The organism is Streptomyces sp. NPDC002276, assembly GCF_053891435.1.
The window spans coordinates 308406-327301 of the sequence record NZ_JBSFCQ010000007.1 but is presented as its reverse complement, the minus strand read 5'-3'; the positions used below and the strand labels follow the sequence as shown (position 1 = coordinate 327301).

At 69.6% G+C, this 18896-nt stretch carries 19 protein-coding genes; 12 read left to right on the top strand and 7 right to left on the bottom strand.

The window, feature by feature from the left end; translation table 11 throughout:
* The first annotated feature begins 18 nt into the window (after positions 1 to 18).
* The 3 genes from ACWIHT_RS20590 to ACWIHT_RS20580 are packed head-to-tail and all read left to right on the top strand — an operon-like array spanning position 19 to position 3394.
* On the top strand, positions 19 to 1017 hold the full coding sequence (locus tag ACWIHT_RS20590; protein WP_456169561.1) for an ABC transporter permease: 999 nt from the start codon (positions 19 to 21) through the stop codon (positions 1015 to 1017).
* Entirely contained in the window at positions 1014 to 2111 is a 1098-nt protein-coding gene (locus tag ACWIHT_RS20585) for an ABC transporter ATP-binding protein (RefSeq protein WP_456169560.1), read from the top strand. Before ACWIHT_RS20590 ends, ACWIHT_RS20585 begins: the two co-directional genes overlap by 4 nt.
* Entirely contained in the window at positions 2108 to 3394 is a 1287-nt protein-coding gene (locus tag ACWIHT_RS20580; RefSeq protein ID WP_456169559.1) for an ABC transporter ATP-binding protein, read from the top strand. Before ACWIHT_RS20585 ends, ACWIHT_RS20580 begins: the two co-directional genes overlap by 4 nt.
* 115 nt (positions 3395 to 3509) lie before the next feature.
* Here ACWIHT_RS20580 and ACWIHT_RS20575 read toward each other — a convergent pair whose 3' ends face one another.
* Positions 3510 to 4070, bottom strand: a complete 561-nt coding sequence (locus ACWIHT_RS20575) for a hypothetical protein (RefSeq protein WP_456169558.1) — start codon at positions 4068 to 4070, stop codon at positions 3510 to 3512.
* Positions 4071 to 4423: 353 nt separating this feature from the next.
* Here ACWIHT_RS20575 and ACWIHT_RS20570 point away from each other — a divergent pair, with 353 nt between their 5' ends.
* Together ACWIHT_RS20570 and ACWIHT_RS20565 are read left to right on the top strand one after the other, a co-directional pair.
* The gene (locus tag ACWIHT_RS20570) at positions 4424 to 5815 is read left to right on the top strand and encodes a M1 family metallopeptidase (RefSeq protein ID WP_456169557.1); all 1392 of its coding nucleotides are present in this window, start codon (positions 4424 to 4426) and stop codon (positions 5813 to 5815) included.
* A gap of 23 nt (positions 5816 to 5838) precedes the next feature.
* Entirely contained in the window at positions 5839 to 6495 is a 657-nt protein-coding gene (locus ACWIHT_RS20565) for a trimeric intracellular cation channel family protein (RefSeq protein ID WP_200677955.1), read from the top strand.
* Here the strand turns inward: ACWIHT_RS20565 and ACWIHT_RS20560 are convergent.
* Positions 6404 to 7642 (bottom strand): alpha/beta hydrolase, encoded by a 1239-nt coding sequence (locus ACWIHT_RS20560; RefSeq protein WP_456169657.1) that lies wholly within the window; start codon positions 7640 to 7642, stop codon positions 6404 to 6406. The genes ACWIHT_RS20565 and ACWIHT_RS20560 overlap by 92 nt on opposite strands.
* Before the next feature lie 152 nt (positions 7643 to 7794).
* Here ACWIHT_RS20560 and ACWIHT_RS20555 point away from each other — a divergent pair, with 152 nt between their 5' ends.
* On the top strand, positions 7795 to 8658 hold the full coding sequence (locus ACWIHT_RS20555; protein ID WP_456169555.1) for a thioesterase family protein: 864 nt from the start codon (positions 7795 to 7797) through the stop codon (positions 8656 to 8658).
* 795 nt (positions 8659 to 9453) lie between these two features.
* Here the strand turns inward: ACWIHT_RS20555 and ACWIHT_RS20550 are convergent.
* On the bottom strand, positions 9454 to 10041 hold the full coding sequence (locus ACWIHT_RS20550; protein WP_456169554.1) for a TIGR03086 family metal-binding protein: 588 nt from the start codon (positions 10039 to 10041) through the stop codon (positions 9454 to 9456).
* Between the two features lie 78 nt (positions 10042 to 10119).
* Between ACWIHT_RS20550 and ACWIHT_RS20545 the strand changes: the two genes are divergently transcribed.
* Both ACWIHT_RS20545 and ACWIHT_RS20540 read left to right on the top strand, forming a co-directional pair.
* Positions 10120 to 11097, top strand: coding sequence for a helix-turn-helix transcriptional regulator (locus ACWIHT_RS20545; protein WP_456169553.1), 978 nt, complete (start codon positions 10120 to 10122; stop codon positions 11095 to 11097).
* A gap of 140 nt (positions 11098 to 11237) precedes the next feature.
* Positions 11238 to 11609: a hypothetical protein gene (locus ACWIHT_RS20540; RefSeq protein ID WP_456169552.1), complete on the top strand. Its 372-nt coding sequence runs from the start codon at positions 11238 to 11240 to the stop codon at positions 11607 to 11609.
* 87 nt (positions 11610 to 11696) lie between these two features.
* Here ACWIHT_RS20540 and ACWIHT_RS20535 read toward each other — a convergent pair whose 3' ends face one another.
* A complete protein-coding gene (locus tag ACWIHT_RS20535; RefSeq protein WP_456169551.1) occupies positions 11697 to 12329 on the bottom strand; it encodes a TetR family transcriptional regulator in 633 nt (210 codons plus the stop codon).
* A 142-nt stretch (positions 12330 to 12471) separates the two neighbouring features.
* On the opposite strand from ACWIHT_RS20535, the gene ACWIHT_RS20530 reads away from it, so the two are divergent.
* The 3 genes from ACWIHT_RS20530 to ACWIHT_RS20520 are packed head-to-tail and all read left to right on the top strand — an operon-like array spanning position 12472 to position 14192.
* Entirely contained in the window at positions 12472 to 12639 is a 168-nt protein-coding gene (locus ACWIHT_RS20530; RefSeq protein WP_456169550.1) for a hypothetical protein, read from the top strand.
* A gap of 52 nt (positions 12640 to 12691) precedes the next feature.
* Positions 12692 to 12976, top strand: coding sequence for a DUF4190 domain-containing protein (locus ACWIHT_RS20525; RefSeq protein ID WP_456169549.1), 285 nt, complete (start codon positions 12692 to 12694; stop codon positions 12974 to 12976).
* A gap of 52 nt (positions 12977 to 13028) precedes the next feature.
* A complete protein-coding gene (locus tag ACWIHT_RS20520) occupies positions 13029 to 14192 on the top strand; it encodes a cysteine desulfurase family protein (RefSeq protein WP_456169548.1) in 1164 nt (387 codons plus the stop codon).
* 96 nt (positions 14193 to 14288) lie between these two features.
* Here the strand turns inward: ACWIHT_RS20520 and ACWIHT_RS20515 are convergent, their stop codons facing one another.
* Positions 14289 to 15995: a multicopper oxidase family protein gene (locus tag ACWIHT_RS20515; RefSeq protein ID WP_456169546.1), complete on the bottom strand. Its 1707-nt coding sequence runs from the start codon at positions 15993 to 15995 to the stop codon at positions 14289 to 14291.
* A 214-nt stretch (positions 15996 to 16209) separates the two neighbouring features.
* The gene (locus ACWIHT_RS20510; protein ID WP_456169545.1) at positions 16210 to 16881 is read right to left on the bottom strand and encodes an N-acetylmuramoyl-L-alanine amidase; all 672 of its coding nucleotides are present in this window, start codon (positions 16879 to 16881) and stop codon (positions 16210 to 16212) included.
* A gap of 60 nt (positions 16882 to 16941) precedes the next feature.
* On the opposite strand from ACWIHT_RS20510, the gene mnmA reads away from it, so the two are divergent.
* Positions 16942 to 18072 (top strand): tRNA 2-thiouridine(34) synthase MnmA, encoded by a 1131-nt coding sequence (mnmA, locus tag ACWIHT_RS20505; RefSeq protein WP_456169544.1) that lies wholly within the window; start codon positions 16942 to 16944, stop codon positions 18070 to 18072.
* Positions 18073 to 18096: 24 nt separating this feature from the next.
* Here mnmA and ACWIHT_RS20500 read toward each other — a convergent pair whose 3' ends face one another.
* Positions 18097 to 18876, bottom strand: a complete 780-nt coding sequence (locus tag ACWIHT_RS20500; RefSeq protein WP_456169542.1) for an alpha/beta fold hydrolase — start codon at positions 18874 to 18876, stop codon at positions 18097 to 18099.
* Positions 18877 to 18896: the final 20 nt, after the last annotated feature.

The window sequence follows — 18896 nt, the reverse complement described above, 5'->3', positions numbered from 1 at the left end:
CGCGGCGGGCCGTTAGCTGTGCTCGCTTACCTCATCAGGCGGCTGTTCGCCGCCGCAGTGATGCTGGTCGTCATCATCCTGGTGGTCTTCAGCATCTTCTTCCTCGTCCCCAAGTGGGCGGGCGTCGACATCGCCACGAGTTTCGTGGGCAAGCAGGCCGACCCGCACGCCGTCGAGGCGGTGCGGGAGAAGCTGGGTCTGAGCGACCCGATCTTCGTGCAGGTCTGGCACTTCTTCAAGGGCATCTTCGTCGGCCGCACCTACTCGGCCGGCGGTGACGTCACCCACTGTGCCGCGCCCTGCTTCGGCTATTCGTTCCGTAGTGAGCAGGCCGTGTGGCCGCAGCTGACCGACCGCTTCCCAGTGACCCTGGGTCTCGCGCTCGGTGCCGCCGTGCTGTGGCTGGTCTTCGGTGTCGCGGCGGGTGTGCTCTCCGCGCTCAAGCGGGGCAGCGTCTGGGACCGGACGGCCATGGTCGTCGCCCTCGGTGGTGTGTCCCTGCCCATCTACTTCACGGGTCTGCTCTCGCTGGCGATCTTCAGTTACGGGCTGAACTGGATCAACGGCCAGTACGTGCCGCTGGACCAGAGCTTCTCCGGCTGGCTGGGCGGCATGATCCTGCCCTGGATCACCCTCGCCTTCCTCTACGCCGCCATGTACGCCCGCATCACCCGCGCCACCATGCTGGAGATCCTCGGTGAGGACTACATCCGCACGGCACGCGCGAAGGGCCTCAAGGAACAGGTCGTCATCGGCAAGCACGCCATGCGCTCCACGATGACGCCGATCCTGACGATGCTCGGCATGGACCTCGGCGCGCTCATCGGTGGTGCCATCCTGACCGAGACGACGTTCAGCCTGCCCGGCCTCGGCCAGGCGGTGCTCGGCGCCATCAAGAACCAGGACCTGCCCGTCATTCTGGGTGTCACCCTGATCACTTCTCTCGCGGTGCTGCTTGCCAACCTCGTGGTGGACATCCTGTACGCCGTGATCGACCCCCGAGTGAGGCTCTCATGACGGAACTGAGCAAGACCGGAGCGGCCGTGGGCGAACCCACGAGCACGTCGCCGGCTCCGACCTCCTTCCTCGAAGTGCGCGACCTGAAGGTGCACTTCCCCACCGACGACGGCCTGGTCAAGTCCGTCGACGGCCTCAGCTTCTCGCTGGAGAAGGGCAAGACCCTCGGCATCGTGGGCGAGTCCGGCTCCGGCAAGTCGGTGACCTCGCTCGGCATCATGGGCCTGCACACCGCCGGTCAGTACGGGAAGCGCAAGGCGCAGATCTCCGGCGAGATCTGGCTGGACGGCACCGAGCTGCTGTCCGCCGACCCCGACCACGTGCGCAAGCTGCGCGGCCGGCAGATGTCGATGATCTTCCAGGACCCGCTCTCCGCGCTGCACCCGTACTACACGATCGGCGCGCAGATCGTGGAGGCGTACCGGATCCACCACAACGTCGACAAGAAGACCGCCAAGCGCCGCGCGGTCGAGATGCTCGACCGGGTGGGCATCCCGCAGCCGGACAAGCGGGTGGACAGCTACCCGCACGAGTTCTCCGGTGGTATGCGCCAGCGCGCGATGATCGCGATGTCGCTGGTGAACAACCCCGAGCTGCTGATCGCGGACGAGCCGACGACCGCCCTGGACGTGACCGTCCAGGCGCAGATCCTCGACCTCATCCGGGACCTGCAGAAGGAGTTCGGCTCCGCGGTCATCGTCATCACCCACGACCTGGGCGTCGTCGCCGAACTGGCCGACGACATCCTGGTGATGTACGGCGGCCGCTGCGTCGAGCGGGGACCGGCCGAGGACGTGTTCTACGAGCCCCGCCACCCCTACACCTGGGGCCTGCTCGGTTCGATGCCGCGGCTCGACCGTGAGCAGCAGGACCGCCTGATCCCGGTCAAGGGCTCCCCGCCCTCGCTGATCAACGTCCCGTCCGGCTGCGCCTTCAACCCGCGCTGCCCGTACGCGGACCTCCCGAAGGACAACGTCACCCGCACCGTCCGCCCCGAGCTGGCCGAGGTCGGCACCCGGCACTGGGCCGCCTGCCACCTGGGCAAGGAACAGCGGGAGCGTATCTGGACCGAAGAGATTGCGCCGAAGCTGTGAGTGACGACGACAAAGCGGTGACGATTCCCGCGCAGGCCGACGAGCCGCAGAAGCAGGGCGGGACCCTCACCAAGGGCACTGCCCCCGGCGAGGTCCTGCTGAAGGTGACCGGGCTGCAGAAGCACTTCCCGATCAAGAAGGGCCTGCTGCAGCGGCAGGTCGGCGCCGTGCACGCGGTCGACGGCCTCGACTTCGAGGTCAGGTCCGGCGAGACGCTGGGTGTCGTCGGCGAGTCGGGCTGCGGCAAGTCGACGATGGGGCGGCTGATCACCCGGCTACTCGAACCGACCGGCGGAAAGATCGAGTTCGAGGGTAGGGACATCACGCACCTCGGTGTGAGCGGCATGCGCCCGCTGCGCCGCAATGTGCAGATGATCTTCCAGGACCCGTACTCGTCGCTGAACCCGCGCCACACTATCGGCACGATCGTCGGCGCCCCCTTCAAGCTCCAAGGCGTCGAGCCCGAGGGCGGGGTCAGGAGAGAAGTGCAGCGGCTGCTTGAGGTGGTCGGCCTCAACCCCGAGCACTACAACCGCTATCCGCACGAGTTCTCCGGCGGTCAGCGCCAGCGCATCGGCATCGCCCGCGCGCTCGCGCTCAACCCGAGGCTGGTCGTGGCGGACGAGCCGGTGTCCGCGCTCGACGTGTCGATCCAGGCGCAGGTGGTGAACCTGCTGGACGACCTTCAGCAGGAGCTCGGCCTCACGTACGTGATCATCGCGCACGACCTCTCGGTCGTCCGGCACGTCTCGGACCGGATCGCGGTCATGTACCTCGGCAAGATCGTCGAGTTGGCCGACCGCGAGCTGCTGTACAAGGCGCCGATGCACCCGTACACCAAGGCCTTGATGTCGGCGGTGCCGATCCCGGACCCGCGGCGGAAGAACGCGAAGAGCGACCGCATCCTGCTCCAGGGTGATGTGCCCTCGCCGATCTCGCCGCCGAGCGGTTGCCGCTTCCACACCCGGTGCTGGAAGGCGACGCAGATCTGCACGACGACGGAGCCGCCGCTCCTGGAGCTGATGCCCGGCCAGCAGGTCGCCTGCCATCACCCGGAGAACTTCGCGGACCAGGCCCCGCAGGACACGGTCCTGCTGACGGTCGCGAAGGAGGCCGAGAAGCTGCTCGGCGAGAGGGCGCTTCAGGAGTCGGCGGAGACGTCGGCCGCGGTGGCGGCGGAGGTCGCGGCTGAGGCGGCGGCAGAGGCACGTACCGAGGCTGAGCCGGTTGCCGAGCCCGAGGCTCCCGCGGCTGAGGGCGAGACGCCGGAGCAGCGGCAGTAGGACCGACCCTCTGGTCACAAGGTCCGGACAGACGTCGGCCGGGCGGGATGATTCCCGCCCGGCCGACGTTTTCATTTACCGGTCTTCGCCTGCCTGCCTGGCCGGCCGCTGGCCGTTACGGCTTCGGCGTGCAGGCGTGCTTCCCCGTGCACTCGGAAAAGAAGGGGTACGTCCAGATCACGTCGATCACGCCGTAGTCCTTGTTGACGACCACTTTGCAATTCGCACCGTAGTGCTCCTTGCGGATATTGAACCGACGGAATTCGACCTTGGGCGTGACATAGCCGTAGCGCTTTCCGGGGACATTCAGCGTGTCGGTCACCGTGACGCCCTTCGTGGTCGTCTTGGTGACGTTGTGGTCGAACTTCGCCTCGACCTTGCCGATGCCCCAGCCCACGCTGGCGCTGCCGCCGACCGTCCAACTGGTCGAGCGGCTCACGGTGGTGGTCAGGGCGTAGGTGAGCGTCTCGCTGCTGCTGCTGCCGTTGTACTTGCCGGCGGTCGAGCCGATCGGCTTGTAGTAGTGCGTGCCGTAGGCGCTGATGCTGATGAAGGGATCGGTGTCGCAGCCCATCGGGGCGTTCGTCGACGCGTAGGCGGCCGGCGCGGCGAGCGAGGCGCCCGCCAGGAGTACGGTCGTCGCGACAACGCGCCCGGCGATTCCGAATTTCCGCATTTCTCTACCCCGTTTTCTTTGCGCTGATGCGCTTTCTTGTTCTGGCGGGTCCGAAGTTATCGGCAGGTGCTGAGGCCGACAAGTTTGATTTACCATTCCCTTGCAATGGAATCTCAAGCAAAGCTCAACTATTTCTTTGATGCCGTCGGCAAGTTTGTCGGGATGTCCGTTTTTCCCTGTCTGTGGGTCCGGTGAAAGTGGCACTCTCTGTACGTAATCGCGCATATCGACTCTCAAGTGTGGCTTGGGTCACACTGTATGACGACTTGGCAAAGTCATGAACATGACGAGTTGGGGCAGTGCAGAGTCGTCCGTATCCGTCTGAATCGGACTACATACCGAAGGGACGACTCATGGCACTCTCCCGTTCGGCACGTTTAGGGGCCCTCGCGACCGCGGCGGCCTCTTTTCTTGTCATAGCCGCCTCCTCCGCCCCCACCCCCGGCGCCGACGGCATCGGTGACACCTACTTCCCCCAGCTCGGCAACGGCGGCTTCGACGCCCGCCACTACACCCTCGACGTGGCCTACAACCCGGACACCGACCGCCTCGACGGCCGTACGACCCTCACCGCCCGCGCCACCCAGAACCTCTCCTCCTTCGACCTGGACCTCCAGAAGCTGGAGGTCACCAAGGTCGAAGTGAACGGCAGACGCGCCCAGTTCACCCGCACCGGCGACGAACTGCGCATCACACCACGGGACTTCCTCCGCAAGGGCAAGGACTTCACGGTCTCCGTCACCTACGGCGGGGTGCCCGAACCCCTCAACGGCCCCATCGTGTTCGGCTCCGACTACGGCTGGATGAAGACCGCCGACGGAGTCTTCGTCGCCTGCGAACCGAACGCCGCCTCCACCTGGTTCCCGTCCAGCGACCATCCCTCGGACAAGGCCACCTACGACATCCGCATCAAGGCCCCCAAGGGCCTCACCGGAGTCTCCAACGGCCGCCTCGTCTCGACGTACGACAAGGGCGACTCGACGTACACCCACTGGCGGGAGTCGAAGCCCATGGCGACCTATCTCGCCACCGCCACCATCGGGAAGTTCGACGTCAAGACGGGGACGACCCCCGGCGGCACCCCGATCTACGTCGCGATCGACCCGGTCCTCGCCAACAGCAACAGCGTCGACGTGTACGCCGTGACGGCCGCCGCCACCGACTACTGGTCGCAGGTCTTCGGGCCGTACCCCTTCGAGGAGACCGGCGCGATCGTCGACGACATGCCGGAGGCCGGGTTCTCGCTTGAGGTGCAGTCCAAGCCCGCCTACTCCGCCGTGCGCAGCGAGACGACGATCGTGCACGAGCTGGCCCACCAGTGGTTCGGCGACTCCGTGTCGGTCGCGCACTGGAAGGACATCTGGCTCAACGAGGGCTTCGCGACCTACGCCCAGTGGCTGTGGGCCGAGCACCAGGGCACCCGCACCGCCCACGACTCGTTCCTGGCCGGCTACAACGCCCGCCCCGCCGACAGCTCCTTCTGGGGGACAGTCGTGGCGGACCCGCAGCGCGACACGATGTTCGCCTCCGCCGTCTACCAGCGGGGCGCGATGACCCTCCAGATGCTGCGCGAACGCATCGGCGACACCGCGTTCTTCAAGCTCCTGCCCGCCTGGACGAAGCTGCACCGCTACGGCAACGCGAGCACCGAGCAGTTCATCGCGCTCGCCGAGAAGATCAGCGGCCAGCAGCTCGACGACCTGTTCCAGACCTGGCTCTACACGACGGGCAAGCCCACCCTCTGACGACCCACGGGTAACAATGTGGGGTGCTTCAGCAACTGTTCAGCCCCTCCGTCCAGCACACGCTCGACCTCGTCGGCATCTTCGTGTTCGCCATCTCCGGCGCGCTGCTGGCCGTCCGCAAGAACTTCGACGTGTTCGGCATCGCCGTGCTCGCCGAGGTCACCGCGCTGGGCGGAGGGATCTTCCGGGACGTGATCATCGGGGCGGTGCCCCCGGCCGCCTTCACGGACCTGGGGTACTTCATCACCCCGCTCTTCGCCGCGCTCCTCGTCTTCTTCCTCCATCCGCACGTGGAGCGCATCCAGGCCGGCGTCAACGTCTTCGACGCGGCCGGACTCGGCCTGTTCTGCGTCTCGGGCACGGTGAAGGCGTACGACTACGGGCTCAGCCTCACCTCCTCCGCCGCCCTGGGTCTGGCCACCGCCGTCGGTGGCGGTGTGCTGCGGGACGTCCTCGCCAACGAGACCCCGTCCCTGCTCCGCTGGGACCGCGACCTCTACGCGGTCCCGGCGATCGTCGGCGCCACCATCTCCGTGCTCTGCATCCACTACGACGCGCTGACCCCCCTCACCAGTGGGCTCGCGATCGTCACCGCTTTCGTGTTGCGCCTGCTCGCGATGCGGTTCCACTGGCGAGCTCCGCGTGCGTGGAACCGGCGTTCGACCGTCCGTGAGGAGTAGTGCCACTGGTCTTCGCGTGCGGATGGTTCTTGCCCATCTCCAGGGTCAGCCAGCGGAACACCGTCGTCACCTGCGGCCGCCACAGCGCCATCGTGTGACCGCCGTCGCTGCGCGGCAGGAACACCACGTGCACGGTCGTCGGCGCCTTGGCGACCGAGGCCAGGGCGGTGCCCGCCTGGTAGCCGTCGCCGGACTCGCCGGAGATGTACAGCGCGATCGCGGGCGGGGTCCTCTTGGCCCTCAGCAGCAGATACGGGTTGTTCGCGGCGCGCAGGGCCGGGCTCGCCGCCGCGAGTGAATTGCGTTCCGCGATCGGGTCGTTGTAGCCGGACATGCCCACGGCCGCCCGGTAGCGGTCCGGATGGGCCACCGCGAGCTTGACCGCGCAGTGCGCCCCGGCCGAGTAGCCGGCCACCGCCCAGCCCGAAGGGGCGGGCTGGGCACGGAAGTTGTCCATGACCATCTTCGGTACGTCGACGCTCAGCCAGGTGTCGGCGTTGACCGTGCCGGTGATGTTGGCGCAGCCGGTGTCGACGCCGGCCAGCAGATTGGTGCGCGGCGCGACCAGGATGAACGGCGCGACCCGGCCGCTCTTCATCAGCGGCAGCAGCTGCTCGGTCGCGTGCAGCGACCCGAACCAGGCCTTCGCCGAGCCGGGATAGCCGGGCAGCAGCTCGACGACCGGGAACTTGTGGTTGCGGTAGGCGGCCTCCTTGTACTGCGGCGGCAGCCACACGTACACCTCGGCGTTGACGCCGGAGACCTGGCCCTTGAGCTGGGTGACCTCCACCCCGCCGGCCGCGCGCATGCCGGGCCCCTCGGCGGGGGAGAAGTCCTGCTTGACCTTGGGCAGCCGGTTCAGTGAGATGTTGCCGGTGCCGTTCTTGCCGAGGTTCGCGGCCTGCTGGACGTGGTTGCCGGTGCCGAGGAGGTCGGCCCAGTTGTCGTACAGGTTGTTCTCGTTGTTGACCATGACGAAGACCAGGGTGACGGCCGTGGCCTGCGCGAACAGCAGCATCAGGGCCCGGGCCGCCACCCGTACGGCCTTGGGGCCGCGCATCCGCGACCACAGCACGAGCGGCAGTATGAGGGCGACGATCGTCAGCACGACGGCGGTGTAGAGGAACGGAGTCCCGGTGAGGCTCATGTCCCCAAAGAGGGGGATCACGGGCCGTGGGTCACGGACGAGTACGGACACTTACCAAGAAATTGCCGGAACCTCACCCGACCGGCCGGTGTTTTCATATGCCCGCAACACCAAAGCTACCGCTTAGTAATTACCTATTGTACGGTTCACGTATGCCAGAAGCAGCTTCCGCACCGGCGGCCACGCGGGCCGTGATCGGTGACAGTGAGTTCGACCGCGACACGGCGGTCACCCGTCGCGCCCCGGGCGTCTACGACATCGACCTCTCGGCCGGCTGGACGATCATCAACGCGGTCAACGGCGGCTACCTCCTGTCCGTCCTGGGCCGGGCCCTGGCGGACGCGCTCCCGCACCCGGACCCGTTCACGATCTCCGCGCACTACCTCACGGCGTCCCAGCCGGGCCCGGCGGTCATCCGCGCGGACGTCGTCCGCACCGGCCGCACCCTCTCGACGGGCCAGGCGTCCCTCCTCCAGTACGACGACGAGGGCCGCGAGGTGGAACGCATCCGCGTCCTCGCCTCCTACGGCGACCTGGACACACTCCCGGACGACGTCCGCACGACGGCCCGCCCGCCGGTGTTCCCACCCATGGACCAGTGCTTCGGCCCGGAGGACGGCCCAGCACCGGTGGATGGCAGCTCGGCCATCACCGACCGCCTGATGCTGAAGCTCGACCCGTCCACCCTGGGCTGGGCCCTCGGCGCTCCCTCCGGCAAGGGCGAGATGCGCTCCTGGTTCGGCCTCGCGGACGGCCGCGACGCGGACCCCCTCTCCCTCCTCCTGGCAGTGGACGCGCTCCCGCCAACGGCCTTCGAGATCGGCCTCAAGGGCTGGGTCCCGACGGTAGAACTCACGGTCCACGTCCGCTCCCGCCCCGCACCAGGACCACTGAGGGTGTCGATCACCACCCGCAACCTGGCCGGCGGCTTCCTGGAGGAGGACGCGGAGGTCTGGGACAGCACGGACCGACTGGTGGCCCAGTCACGGCAGTTGGCGCGGGCGAGACTGAGCTGAGGGAGCGCGGGTCGGTCCGGGCGACCGCCAACACCGGGCAGAATTCCGCTGCTTCAGGGTGACGGGGGTGAACTCGACGAGTTCTGGCTCTACGGCTGGGGTGCGGTTGCCGTGGGGCGGTTGGGGCAGGGCGATTGCTGCGGGGCGGTTGGCGCAGGGCGGTTGGCGATGCGCCACGGCCGCTCGCCCGGCTCGCGCCGGGCTCGACTGACTGGCTTTTGCCCGCGCCCGGTTCCAACTGCCGTTCTGCGGTGGCGCCTTCGGGTGCTGGAGTGCCGGGGTGCCGGGGTGTGTCGGGCTTGTGCTGGTCGTCGGGCGGAGTCGGCCGGTTTCGGGTCGAGCCGGGACGGGCGGTCGATGAGTCGCCGGGATCCCAGGCGTGGGTCGCGTGCTGCGTGACGTCGTATGCGGTTCGTTGCCGCCTTCGGGTGGCCCGTCACCTTGTCCGTGGCTGGCTCGGCCGACCGGCCTTTGTCCGAGCCCGGCTTCAACTGCCGGTGTGCGGTGGCGCCTTCGGGTGCTGGAGTGCCGGGGTGTCGGAGTGCCGGGGTGTGTCGGGCTTGTGCTGGTCGTCGGGCGGAGTCGGGCGGAGTCGGCCGGTTTCGGGGCGAGCCGGGACGGGCGGTCGATGACTCGCCGGGACCCGGCCCGCGCCGGGCTTGGCCGATCGGCCTTTCGCCCGAGCCGGGCCCCAATTGCCGGTAGGGGTTGGCTCCTTCGGGCGCCGGGTGTGTCGGGGGCCTGCGCTGGTCGCTGCGCGGACTCGGCCGGTTTCGGACCCGGCCCGTGCCCGGCTCAGCCGATCGGTTTCCGGCCCAGCCAAGCTGCCAACTGGCCGTAGGCGTCCGCCTTTTCGGGGGCGGGCTGTGCCGTGTCGAAGGGGGTGTCCGCGTCCCGTTGTTCGTCCGGCAGGACGCGGCGGGCGATCGTGAGGGCGAACTCGGCCAGTTCCGGGTCGAGTTCGAGGGGGTGGCCCAGGGCCTCGGAGAGGTCCCAGGTGTGGGTGACGTTCTCCATGACGTAGCCGGAGAGGGCGACGCGGCCCGGTGCCTCGCCCCACGGGACCCGCACCAGCGCGTCCAGCCGGGTGTCGTCCGCCCAGGCCTCCCGGACCCGGACGCGGGCCTCGTCGTACGCGGCCGGCCAGCCCTCGTCGGCGACTCCGTCCACGAAGGGGTGTACGGCCATGCCGTCGCCGCCCTCGCCGACCGTCGCGATGCGCAGGGTACCGCCGACGAGGTGGCTCAGCAGGGTCCGTACGTCGAACTCCGCGCACGGGGTGGGACCGGCCAGCTGCTCCGGCCGTACCGTCCTGATCAGCGCGGCGGCCTGCTCGGTGGCTCGGGTGTAAACGGGGCGGGGGTCCGTGGTGTTTGTGTTCATGGCTTCGATGCTGGACCCATAACCTGACAGATTCCGTCAACATTTGCGCCGGGTTTTCGGGCGGCGGATCCTGAGCGTGTGAAGGCCGACAGACTGCTCTCGATCCTGCTGCTCCTACAGACCCGTGGCCGTGTCCCCGCCCACGAACTCGCCGAGCGGCTTGAGGTGTCGGTGCGGACCATCTACCGGGACGTAGAGGCGCTGTCCGCCTCCGGGGTGCCGGTCTACGCCGAGCGCGGGCGGCACGGCGGGATCGAGCTGCTCGCCGGATTTCGTACCGACGTCACGGGACTGACCGCCGACGAATCGCGCGCCCTGTTCATCCTGGCCGCGCAGGGCGCCCACGCGGCGCTCGGCCTCGACGCCGCGCTCGGTTCCGCGCTGCGCAAGGTGATGGCCGCACTGCCCGCGCCGTACCGACCGGCCGCCGAGGTGACCTCCCGGCGGATCCTCGTCGACGCCACCCGCTGGAAGGGCGGGCCCCAACCCGCCGTGGATCTGGACGTGTTGCAGGACGCGGTCTTCACCGACCGTCGGCTGCGGCTGCGCTACCGGCACAGCGGCGCGAAGGAACCGAGCACCTACACCGTCGACCCGTACGGTCTCGTCTCCAAGGCCGGTGTCTGGTACCTCGTCGCAGACCGCCGCGCACGTCCCCGCCTCTTCCGCGCCGACCGCGTGCACTCGGCCGCCCTCCTGCCCGACCCGGTCAAGCGCCGACCGGGCGTCGAACTCGCCGACGCCTGGGAGGAGTTGCGCCGCCAGGTCGAGGAACGCCCCGGCGGCCTCGACGTCACCGTCCGGGTCCGCCGCGCCCGCCTCGACATGTTCCTGCGCCTCAACGCCTCCTCCCTGGCCGAACTCCCCGACGACGAGGGGGAGGAGGACTGGGTGACGGTCCGGCTGACCTACGGCGTCGTCCGCGAGGCGCGTCAACTGCTCCAGTTCGCCGACGCGTTGGAGGTCGTAGCACCGCCGGAGGCGCGCGCGGAAGTGGCCGCGGCGGCTGCTTCTGTCACGGAGCTGTACCAGCGAGTAAGCGGGCCGTCCTCCTGAACTCGCAGGTCAGAGCGTTCACTTGGGCTGCCCTTTACTCGGTGCACAGGGTGCGGACAGGGCGCCGACAAGGAAGCCCTAAGGGGCGTTGATTGAGTTCCCGCCACAAGGCATCCTCACCGTTTTTGGAGCTGTTTCTCATGAAGCGTGCGCGTCTCCTCCCCGCAGTGGCCCTGCTGGCGCTCTCGCCCCTGGCCCTCGCGGCCTGCGGGTCGAGCGACTCCTCGTCGTCCTCCGGCAGCGCCAGCTCCGGCTCCACACAGTCCTGTTCCGCGCCCACCGGCAATGCCACGGCACGACCCAGCGGTGCCCCGTCAGGCGCCCCCTCCGGTGCGCCCACGGGTGCCGCGGCCTCGGGCCGGCCGACGGGCGCACCGACCGGCAACGCCTCCGGCATGCCGTCCGGCGGTCCCGGTGGCGGTGGTGGCGGCCAGGGCGGCGGCCCTGGCGGCGGGTGCGGCGGAGGCCCGGGCGGCGGCGGCCAGATGAGCGGGGCCCCGCAGCAGGGCTGACCGCGCTCCGCACGACAGGGGCGGCGCACCCGTACACCGGGGAGCGCCGCCCCTGTCGTATGTCCGCTGTCGGCGGCCGGTACCGACTCAGCCCAGCCAGTGTCGGCGGCCGACGCTGATCAACCGCATCTGGCGGGTGGCGAGTTGGGTCACCCGCTCGCGCTCGTGCTCCTCGGCGGAGGTCTCCCGCGCCTCCATGAAGAGTGAGGCCGTGATCAGCATCTGGTCGACGTAGAGGTGGGCCAGCATCATCAGGTCGGAGTCGTTCCAGCCGCCGGACTCCGGGTCCTTGGCGAGTTCCGCCTTCACCTCCTGGGCGAACCGGGCGAGTTGGTCCCGGATGGCCTCCCGCACCGGCTGCACCCCGCCGTGCCGCTCGCGCGCGAGGAAGCGGACGTGGGCCGGGTGGGTGTCCACGTGGTCGGCGATCAACTGGACGGCGCGCGCGATGCGTTGGTCGCTGTCCTCCGCCGTCGCCACCGCCTGCCGGATCATCGGGTGCAGACTGCCGAGCGCCTCCTCGACGAGCGCCACCCCGAGGTCGGCCGTGGAGCGGAAGTGTCGGTAGAAGGCGGTCGGAGCGACGCCGACCGCGCGGGTGACCTCGCGCAGGCCCAGGCTGCTCAGGCTCTGCTCCTCCAGCAGCCCCAACGCGGCGTCCAGCAACGCCTGTCGGGTCTTCTGCTTCTGTACCTGCCGGATGCCGAGGGTGTGACTCATGTCATCCAGTTAACAACTGTTCTCCGGAATTGAAAAGCCGCCGGAGACGCTAGACTCAAAGTCAGTGAACAAGTGTTACTACAACCGTTCACCGAAACGTAACGAGAGTCTTCGCAAGTCGTCTCGGAGGGGGATTCATCCCATGCTGGTCCTCGTCGCAGCGCTCCTGCTGTTCGGCGTCGTGATGGGCACCGTGGCCCACGCGTCGTTCGCCTTCACCGCCGTCGCCGCCACCGTCATCGCCGTATGGCTGGGCATCTTCGCGCTCCGCGAGCGGCACGGCCGCCGGGGTCGTACGCCCGCCAACTGACCGCCCGTCCATCTGCCCATCCGCCCACCCGATCCTCGGGAGCCGAACCACCATGCAACTCACCGCACCGGCAGCCAACACCACCACCGAGCTCAAGGCCACCGGCCGCCGTGACGCCGACGGCATGGCCGTCGCGTCCTTCATCCTCGGCCTCGTCGGCCTGCTCGTCCTGAACGTCTTCCTCGGCCCGATCGCCATCGCCCTGGCCGGAGTGGCCCTGTGGCGCGGCACCGCCCGTCGCGGCCGGGCCTTCCTCGGCCTCGGACTCGGCATCGCCGATCTGCTGGTCCTCGTCGCCTTCATGCAGCTGGACAGCACGGTCTCCTGGAACTTCTAGCCGGGCCCACCCCTCCGGGGTACCCGCCGGGGACCGTAGAATCGGCGGCACCATGGCATACCTCGACCACGCCGCGACCACCCCGATGCTTCCCGAGGCAGTCGAGGCGATGACGGCCCACCTGAGCATCACGGGCAACGCCTCCTCCCTCCACGCTTCCGGCCGCAGGGCCCGCCGTACGGTCGAAGAGTCCCGGGAGACCCTCGCCGAAGCGCTCGGCGCCCGCCCCAGCGAGGTGGTGTTCACCTCCGGCGGCACCGAGGCCGACAACCTCGCGGTGAAGGGCCTGTACTGGTCCCGCCGCGACGCCGACCCGGCCCGCACCCGGGTGCTGGCCAGCCCCGTCGAACACCACGCCGTCCTGGACGCCGTCCACTGGCTGGGCGAGCACGAGGGCGCCACCGTCGAGTACCTCCCGGTCGACTCCTACGGCCGTGTCCACCCCGAGGTGCTGCGCGAGGCCATCGCCCGCAACCCCGACGACGTCGCCCTGGCCACCGTGATGTGGGCCAACAACGAGATCGGTACGGTCCTGCCGGTCCGCGAACTCGCCCACGTGGCCCAGGAGTTCGGCGTACCGCTGCACGCCGACGCGGTGCAGGCCTTCGGTCAGGTCCCGGTCGACTTCGCCGCCTCCGGGCTCGCCGCGATGACGGTCTCCGGCCACAAGATCGGCGGCCCGTACGGCATCGGCGCGCTGCTGCTGGGCCGCGAGTACACCCCCGTACCCGTCCTGCACGGCGGCGGCCAGGAACGCCACGTCCGCTCCGGCACCCTCGACGTCCCCGCGATCGCCTCCTTCGCGGTCGCCGGCCGCTTGGCCGCCGAACAGCGCGAGTGGTTCGCCCGCGAGATCGGCGCCCTCCGCGACGACCTCGTCACAGCCGTCCGTACGGCGGTCCCGGACGCGATCCTCGGCGGCGACCCGGTGGACCGGCTGCCGGCCAACGCCCACTTCACGTTCCCCGGCTGCGAGGGCGACTCGCTGCTCCTGCTGCTGGACGCCCAGGGCATCGAGTGCTCCACCGGCTCGGCCTGCACCGCGGGCGTCGCCCAGCCCAGCCATGTCCTGCTCGCCACCGGCACCGATCCGGACCTGGCCCGCGGCACCCTGCGCTTCTCGCTGGGCCACACCTCCACGGAGGCCGACGTGGAAGCCGTGGCGAAGGCGATCGCCCCGGCCGTGCAACGGGCCCGCGCCGCCGGGCTGACCTGACCCGCCCCGCACACGCGAAGAACCGGGGAGAGTCCGCCGACTCTCCCCGGTGACAGATGTCCGGCGTCCACAGGGGAGGCCGACGCCGGACAGGTCCTAGTCGTCAGTCGCGCTCGCGCTGGCGGTCGCCGTGGCGGTCGAGTCGTCCGTCGCGGTGGCCGAGGCACTGGCGCTCGCGGAGGCGCTCGCGCTGGCCGTGGCGGTGGAGTCGTCCGAGGTGTCGGTACTGGTGCTCGTGCTGTCGCCCGTCACCATGAGGGAGGCCATCATGCCCTCGTCCTCGTGCTGGAGCAGATGGCAGTGGAGCATGTACATGTAGGTGTCGTCGGAGAAGTCGGTGAACTCCATGGCGATCTTGATCGAGCCGCCACCGACCACCTCGTAGGTGTCGTACCAGCCGAGCTGGACCCCGGTGGGATCCTCGCCGTTGATGGCGATCAGCTGATAGGGCACGTCGTGCAGGTGGAACGAGTGCTCAAGCTGGGTGGAGTTCTGGATCGTCCAGATCTCCTTCGAGCCGACCGTCGTACTGATCATCGCCATCGCGGCCATGGTCGTGCCCGCCGAGCCGTTGATCAGCATGGTGGCGCCGTTCTGGCTCAGCGTGATCGTCCGCGCGGTGAAGTCGCTCGTGTCGTAGCGGTCGATGGTGTTGAGGGTGCTGGGCAGGTCGTCCGGGGTGTCGGAGCCGCTGGCCGTGATCGCGAGGAAGTCGTACGTGCCGCTGCCGCCGCGGATCCAGCCGGTGGTGATGACGGCCTGGAGGGTGGCGTCCGCGGTGAGGTCCATCGTGAACTCGGCGCGGGCGCCGGCCACCAGGCGGATCGTGGTCACCTCGGTGGCCTCGGTCAGATAGCCCTGGTCGGTGCTGATCTGGGTGAGGGTGCCGCCGTCGCTGCGCTGGATCACGATGATGTCGGACGGCGAGGCGTTCAGCGCGCGGAAGCGGGTCCGGGTCTTGGTGGCGGTGAAACCGAGCGTGGTGGAGTCCACGTTGGTGCCGTTGACCAGGAGGGGGAAGGTGGTCGTGCTGAGCCGGTAGCCGGCCGCGTCGTACTTGATGTCCCCGTCGGTGTCCACGGCGAGGGACTGGAAGATGAGCGGGACGTCGTCGACGCCGTAGTCGCTGGGCAGCGCGGCCGAGGCGTCCGTGGAGTCCTCGACGATGATCATCCCGGCCAGGCCGTGCACGGCCTGCTTGGCGGTGGTGCCCAGGGCGTGCGGGTGGTACCAGAGCGTGGTGGCCGGGTCCTTGACCGTGAACGTGGGGGACCAGGTCTCGCCGTCGGCGAAGGCGACCTGCGGGCCGCCGTCCATCTTCGCGGGCACGTGGGCGCCATGGAAGTGGACCGTCGTGTCCTCGCCGATGTCGTTGGTGATGTTGAGGAGGACCACGTCGCCGTTGGTCCACTTCATGGTCGGGCCCAGGAAGTCCTGGTTGTAGCCCATCGTGGTGCTGGTGACGCCCGAGATCACCTCGTGGGTGCCGGTCTTGGCCTCCAGCGTGAAGGTGGTGGTGCCGTCGGAGGTGGTGCCCTCCAGCAGGTCCGGGATGGTGAGGGTGGTGTCCGCCGCGGACGCCTTGTTCTTCGCCGCGTCGTTCAGCAGGGAGAAGGCACCGCCGGCGGCGGCCACCGCCGCGATGCCGGCCCCGGCCATCCCGCCGAGGAACTTGCGCCGGTGCACACCCTTGCCCCGGGCCGCACCACCCTTGCTGTGCTCGCGCTTCTCGGCCGTGGATTTGCGGTGGTTGCCCTTGCTGTCGCTGCTTGCTTCGGACGCGGGCTCGCTGGTGTGTGTCATGGCGCCAGAGATTTGACCTAAGGCCTGTGTAAAAACTGGGGGGTAGTTAGCAATGAGCAGAGCAGTCTGTGAAAGGTAAGCGTGCACGAACCCTTCACAACTCACCTGACGTGCAAGGCGAGTTGGCGTACCCCAGGTCACATCCCGAGCAGGGGACGCATCGGACACCGCCGTGACTGAAACGACTCATAGCCAAAGCCGGGTGTGACCCGAGTCACACACCTGTCCGGTGTGCCCGCCTTACGAGCGCCATGTACCGGTCCCAGTCCCAGTACCGCCCGGGGTCCGTGTGATCGGTCCCCGGCACCTCCACGTGCCCGATGACGTGCTTCCGGTCGACCGGGATTCCGTAGCGCCGGCATATCGCGGCCGTCAGCCGCGCGGAGGCCGCGTACATCGCGTCGGTGAACGACGACGCCTCCTCCACGAAGCCCTCGTGCTCGATCCCGACACTGCGTTCGTTGTACTCCCGGTTGCCCGCGTGGAAGGCCACGTCCAACTCGCGGATCATCTGCGTGATGTGCCCGTCCTTGCGCACGATGTAGTGCGCCGCGGCCTGGTGAGCGGGATCCTGGAAGGCCTTCACGGCGCTGCGGAAACCGCCCTGGGTGACATGGATGACCACCCGGTCTATGCCGTAGTCGTCCGGCCGGTCCGCCCGCCGGTAGTTCGCCGGGGACGCCGACACCCACTGCGCGCCCCGGAAGTCCACCGCGCCCGCCACCCGCGGCTTCTCCACCCCGGGCAGCCGCCACCACAGCCGCGCCAGCTCGTCCCGCGCCAGCGCCGCCGTCCCCACGGCCGCCGCGGCACCGCCGATCAGCAGCGCCCGCCGGCCCGTGAGCCCTCGCGCGGTCTCCGTGTGCCCGCCCTGTGTCTCCCCCATGCGATCTTCAACGGATACTCGCGGGTCCCGGTTCCCGGCGACCCGTACCCTGGAAGGGTTATGACTGAGACCTCGCCGCGCCCCCGCCCCCTCCGCGTACTCGCCGCCATGTCCGGCGGCGTGGACTCCGCCGTCGCCGCCGCCCGCGCCGCCGAAGCCGGCCACGACGTGACCGGCGTCCACCTCGCGCTCTCCGCGAACCCGCAATCGTTCCGCACGGGCGCGCGTGGCTGTTGCACCATCGAGGACTCACGGGACGCCCGCCGCGCCGCCGACGTCATCGGCATCCCGTTCTACGTCTGGGACCTCGCCGACCGCTTCCGCGAGGACGTCGTCGAGGACTTCGTCGCCGAGTACGAGGCCGGCCGCACCCCGAACCCGTGCCTGCGCTGCAACGAGAAGATCAAGTTCGCCGCGCTCCTGGACAAGGCCCTCGCGCTCGGCTTCGACGCGGTCTGCACCGGCCACTACGCCCAGGTGATCGTGAACGAGGACGGCACCCGCGAACTGCACCGCGCCTCCGACATGGCCAAGGACCAGTCGTACGTCCTCGGAGTCCTGGACGAGCGGCAGTTGGCGCACGCCCTCTTCCCGCTCGGCGACACCGTGACCACGAAGGGCGAGATCCGCGCGGAGGCCGAGCGCCGCGGCCTCGCCGTCGCCAAGAAGCCCGACTCGCACGACATCTGCTTCATCGCCGACGGCGACACCCAGGGCTTCCTCGCCAACCGCCTCGGCAAGGCGGAGGGCGACATCGTCGACGAGTCCGGCACGGTCGTCGGCTCGCACGAGGGCGCGTACGGCTTCACCATCGGCCAGCGCAAGGGCCTGCGCATCGGCACCCCGGCCGCCGACGGCAAGCCGCGCTACGTCCTGGACATCTCCCCGGTCGACAACACGGTGACGGTCGGCCCGGCCGCCGCCCTGGACGTCAGCGGCCTCACCGCCGTCAAGCCCCGCTGGTGCGGCACGGCCCCCACGGGCCCCGGCACCTACACCGCCCAACTCCGCGCCCACGGCGGCGAGACCGAGGTCACCGCCGAACTCGTCGACGGCACCCTGGAGGTGTCGTTCAGGGAGCCGGTACGGGGCGTGGCCCCCGGGCAGGCGATCGTGCTCTACGACGACACGCGCGTGGTGGGGTCGGCGACGATCGCGACGACCGCGCGCGCGGCTACGGCGATGGCGTGACCCTTCGGGGAGTCGTCCCGTGGGTCAGCGCGTGAAGAACTCCGTGAGCACCGGCGCCAGGACGGCAGGGTCCACCATGTGGGTCTGGCCGTCCAGGGTGCGATACGTCCCGTCCGGCGCCGCGTCCGCCACGGCCCGCGCGGCCTCCCGCATCCACTCGGCGCTCGCGCCGCCCGCGATCGTCAGCACCGGGACGGACAGGGACGCAAGCCGCTCCGCCGGGACCAGGCCGTCGCCCATGGCCGCGTCGTCGTAGGCGAGGGTCGGGGCGATGGCCTCCATGCCGGGCCACATGGGGGAGCGGCGGGCGCCCGCGATCATCTCCGGAGGTGCGCCGGTGAGGGCCATGAACAGCTCGACGGCGTCGCCGCGGCGGCCCTCGGCGAGCAGTTCCGTCAGCCGCTCGGTGTACTCGGCGCGTTCCTTGGCGCCGGACGCGTCGAGAGCGAACGGCGGCTCGTAGAGCGCGACTTGGGTGACGGGCAGACCGCTCGCCACCGCGCGCAGGACGAGCGCGCCGCCCGACGAGTGGCCGTAGAGCGCCGCACTGCCGCCCACGGCGTCGATCAGCGCCGCGAGGTCCTCCACCTCGCGGGCCACGGCGAAGGGCGCCGTGTCGCCACTCACGCCCCGGCCCCGGCGGTCGTACGGGACGGCCGAGAACCGGTGCGCGAGCTGTGCGGCGAGCGGCAGCAGACCGTCGCCCGTCGTCATCGCGCCACCGACCAGGACGACGGGCGGACCCGCGCCGATGCGTTCGTACGCGATGGCGGTGCCGTCGCGCGAAACAGTCTTCTTGTCCATACCGGTGAAGACCGCCGGAG

What these genes read in the sequence shown, in the direction of transcription:
- mnmA (WP_456169544.1), top strand. Translation starts at nt 16,942, where the DNA reads ATGACTGAGACCTCGCCGCGCCCCCGCCCCCTCCGCGTACTCGCCGCC.
- ACWIHT_RS20585 (WP_456169560.1), top strand. Translation starts at nt 1,014, where the DNA reads ATGACGGAACTGAGCAAGACCGGAGCGGCCGTGGGCGAACCCACGAGC.
- ACWIHT_RS20550 (WP_456169554.1), bottom strand. Translation starts at nt 10,041, where the DNA reads ATGAACACAAACACCACGGACCCCCGCCCCGTTTACACCCGAGCCACC.
- ACWIHT_RS20540 (WP_456169552.1), top strand. Translation starts at nt 11,238, where the DNA reads ATGAAGCGTGCGCGTCTCCTCCCCGCAGTGGCCCTGCTGGCGCTCTCG.
- ACWIHT_RS20535 (WP_456169551.1), bottom strand. Translation starts at nt 12,329, where the DNA reads ATGAGTCACACCCTCGGCATCCGGCAGGTACAGAAGCAGAAGACCCGA.
- ACWIHT_RS20500 (WP_456169542.1), bottom strand. Translation starts at nt 18,876, where the DNA reads ATGGACAAGAAGACTGTTTCGCGCGACGGCACCGCCATCGCGTACGAA.
- ACWIHT_RS20575 (WP_456169558.1), bottom strand. Translation starts at nt 4,070, where the DNA reads ATGCGGAAATTCGGAATCGCCGGGCGCGTTGTCGCGACGACCGTACTC.
- ACWIHT_RS20525 (WP_456169549.1), top strand. Translation starts at nt 12,692, where the DNA reads ATGCAACTCACCGCACCGGCAGCCAACACCACCACCGAGCTCAAGGCC.
- ACWIHT_RS20520 (WP_456169548.1), top strand. Translation starts at nt 13,029, where the DNA reads ATGGCATACCTCGACCACGCCGCGACCACCCCGATGCTTCCCGAGGCA.
- ACWIHT_RS20515 (WP_456169546.1), bottom strand. Translation starts at nt 15,995, where the DNA reads ATGACACACACCAGCGAGCCCGCGTCCGAAGCAAGCAGCGACAGCAAG.
- ACWIHT_RS20510 (WP_456169545.1), bottom strand. Translation starts at nt 16,881, where the DNA reads ATGGGGGAGACACAGGGCGGGCACACGGAGACCGCGCGAGGGCTCACG.
- ACWIHT_RS20560 (WP_456169657.1), bottom strand. Translation starts at nt 7,642, where the DNA reads ATGAGCCTCACCGGGACTCCGTTCCTCTACACCGCCGTCGTGCTGACG.
- ACWIHT_RS20555 (WP_456169555.1), top strand. Translation starts at nt 7,795, where the DNA reads ATGCCAGAAGCAGCTTCCGCACCGGCGGCCACGCGGGCCGTGATCGGT.
- ACWIHT_RS20530 (WP_456169550.1), top strand. Translation starts at nt 12,472, where the DNA reads ATGCTGGTCCTCGTCGCAGCGCTCCTGCTGTTCGGCGTCGTGATGGGC.
- ACWIHT_RS20570 (WP_456169557.1), top strand. Translation starts at nt 4,424, where the DNA reads ATGGCACTCTCCCGTTCGGCACGTTTAGGGGCCCTCGCGACCGCGGCG.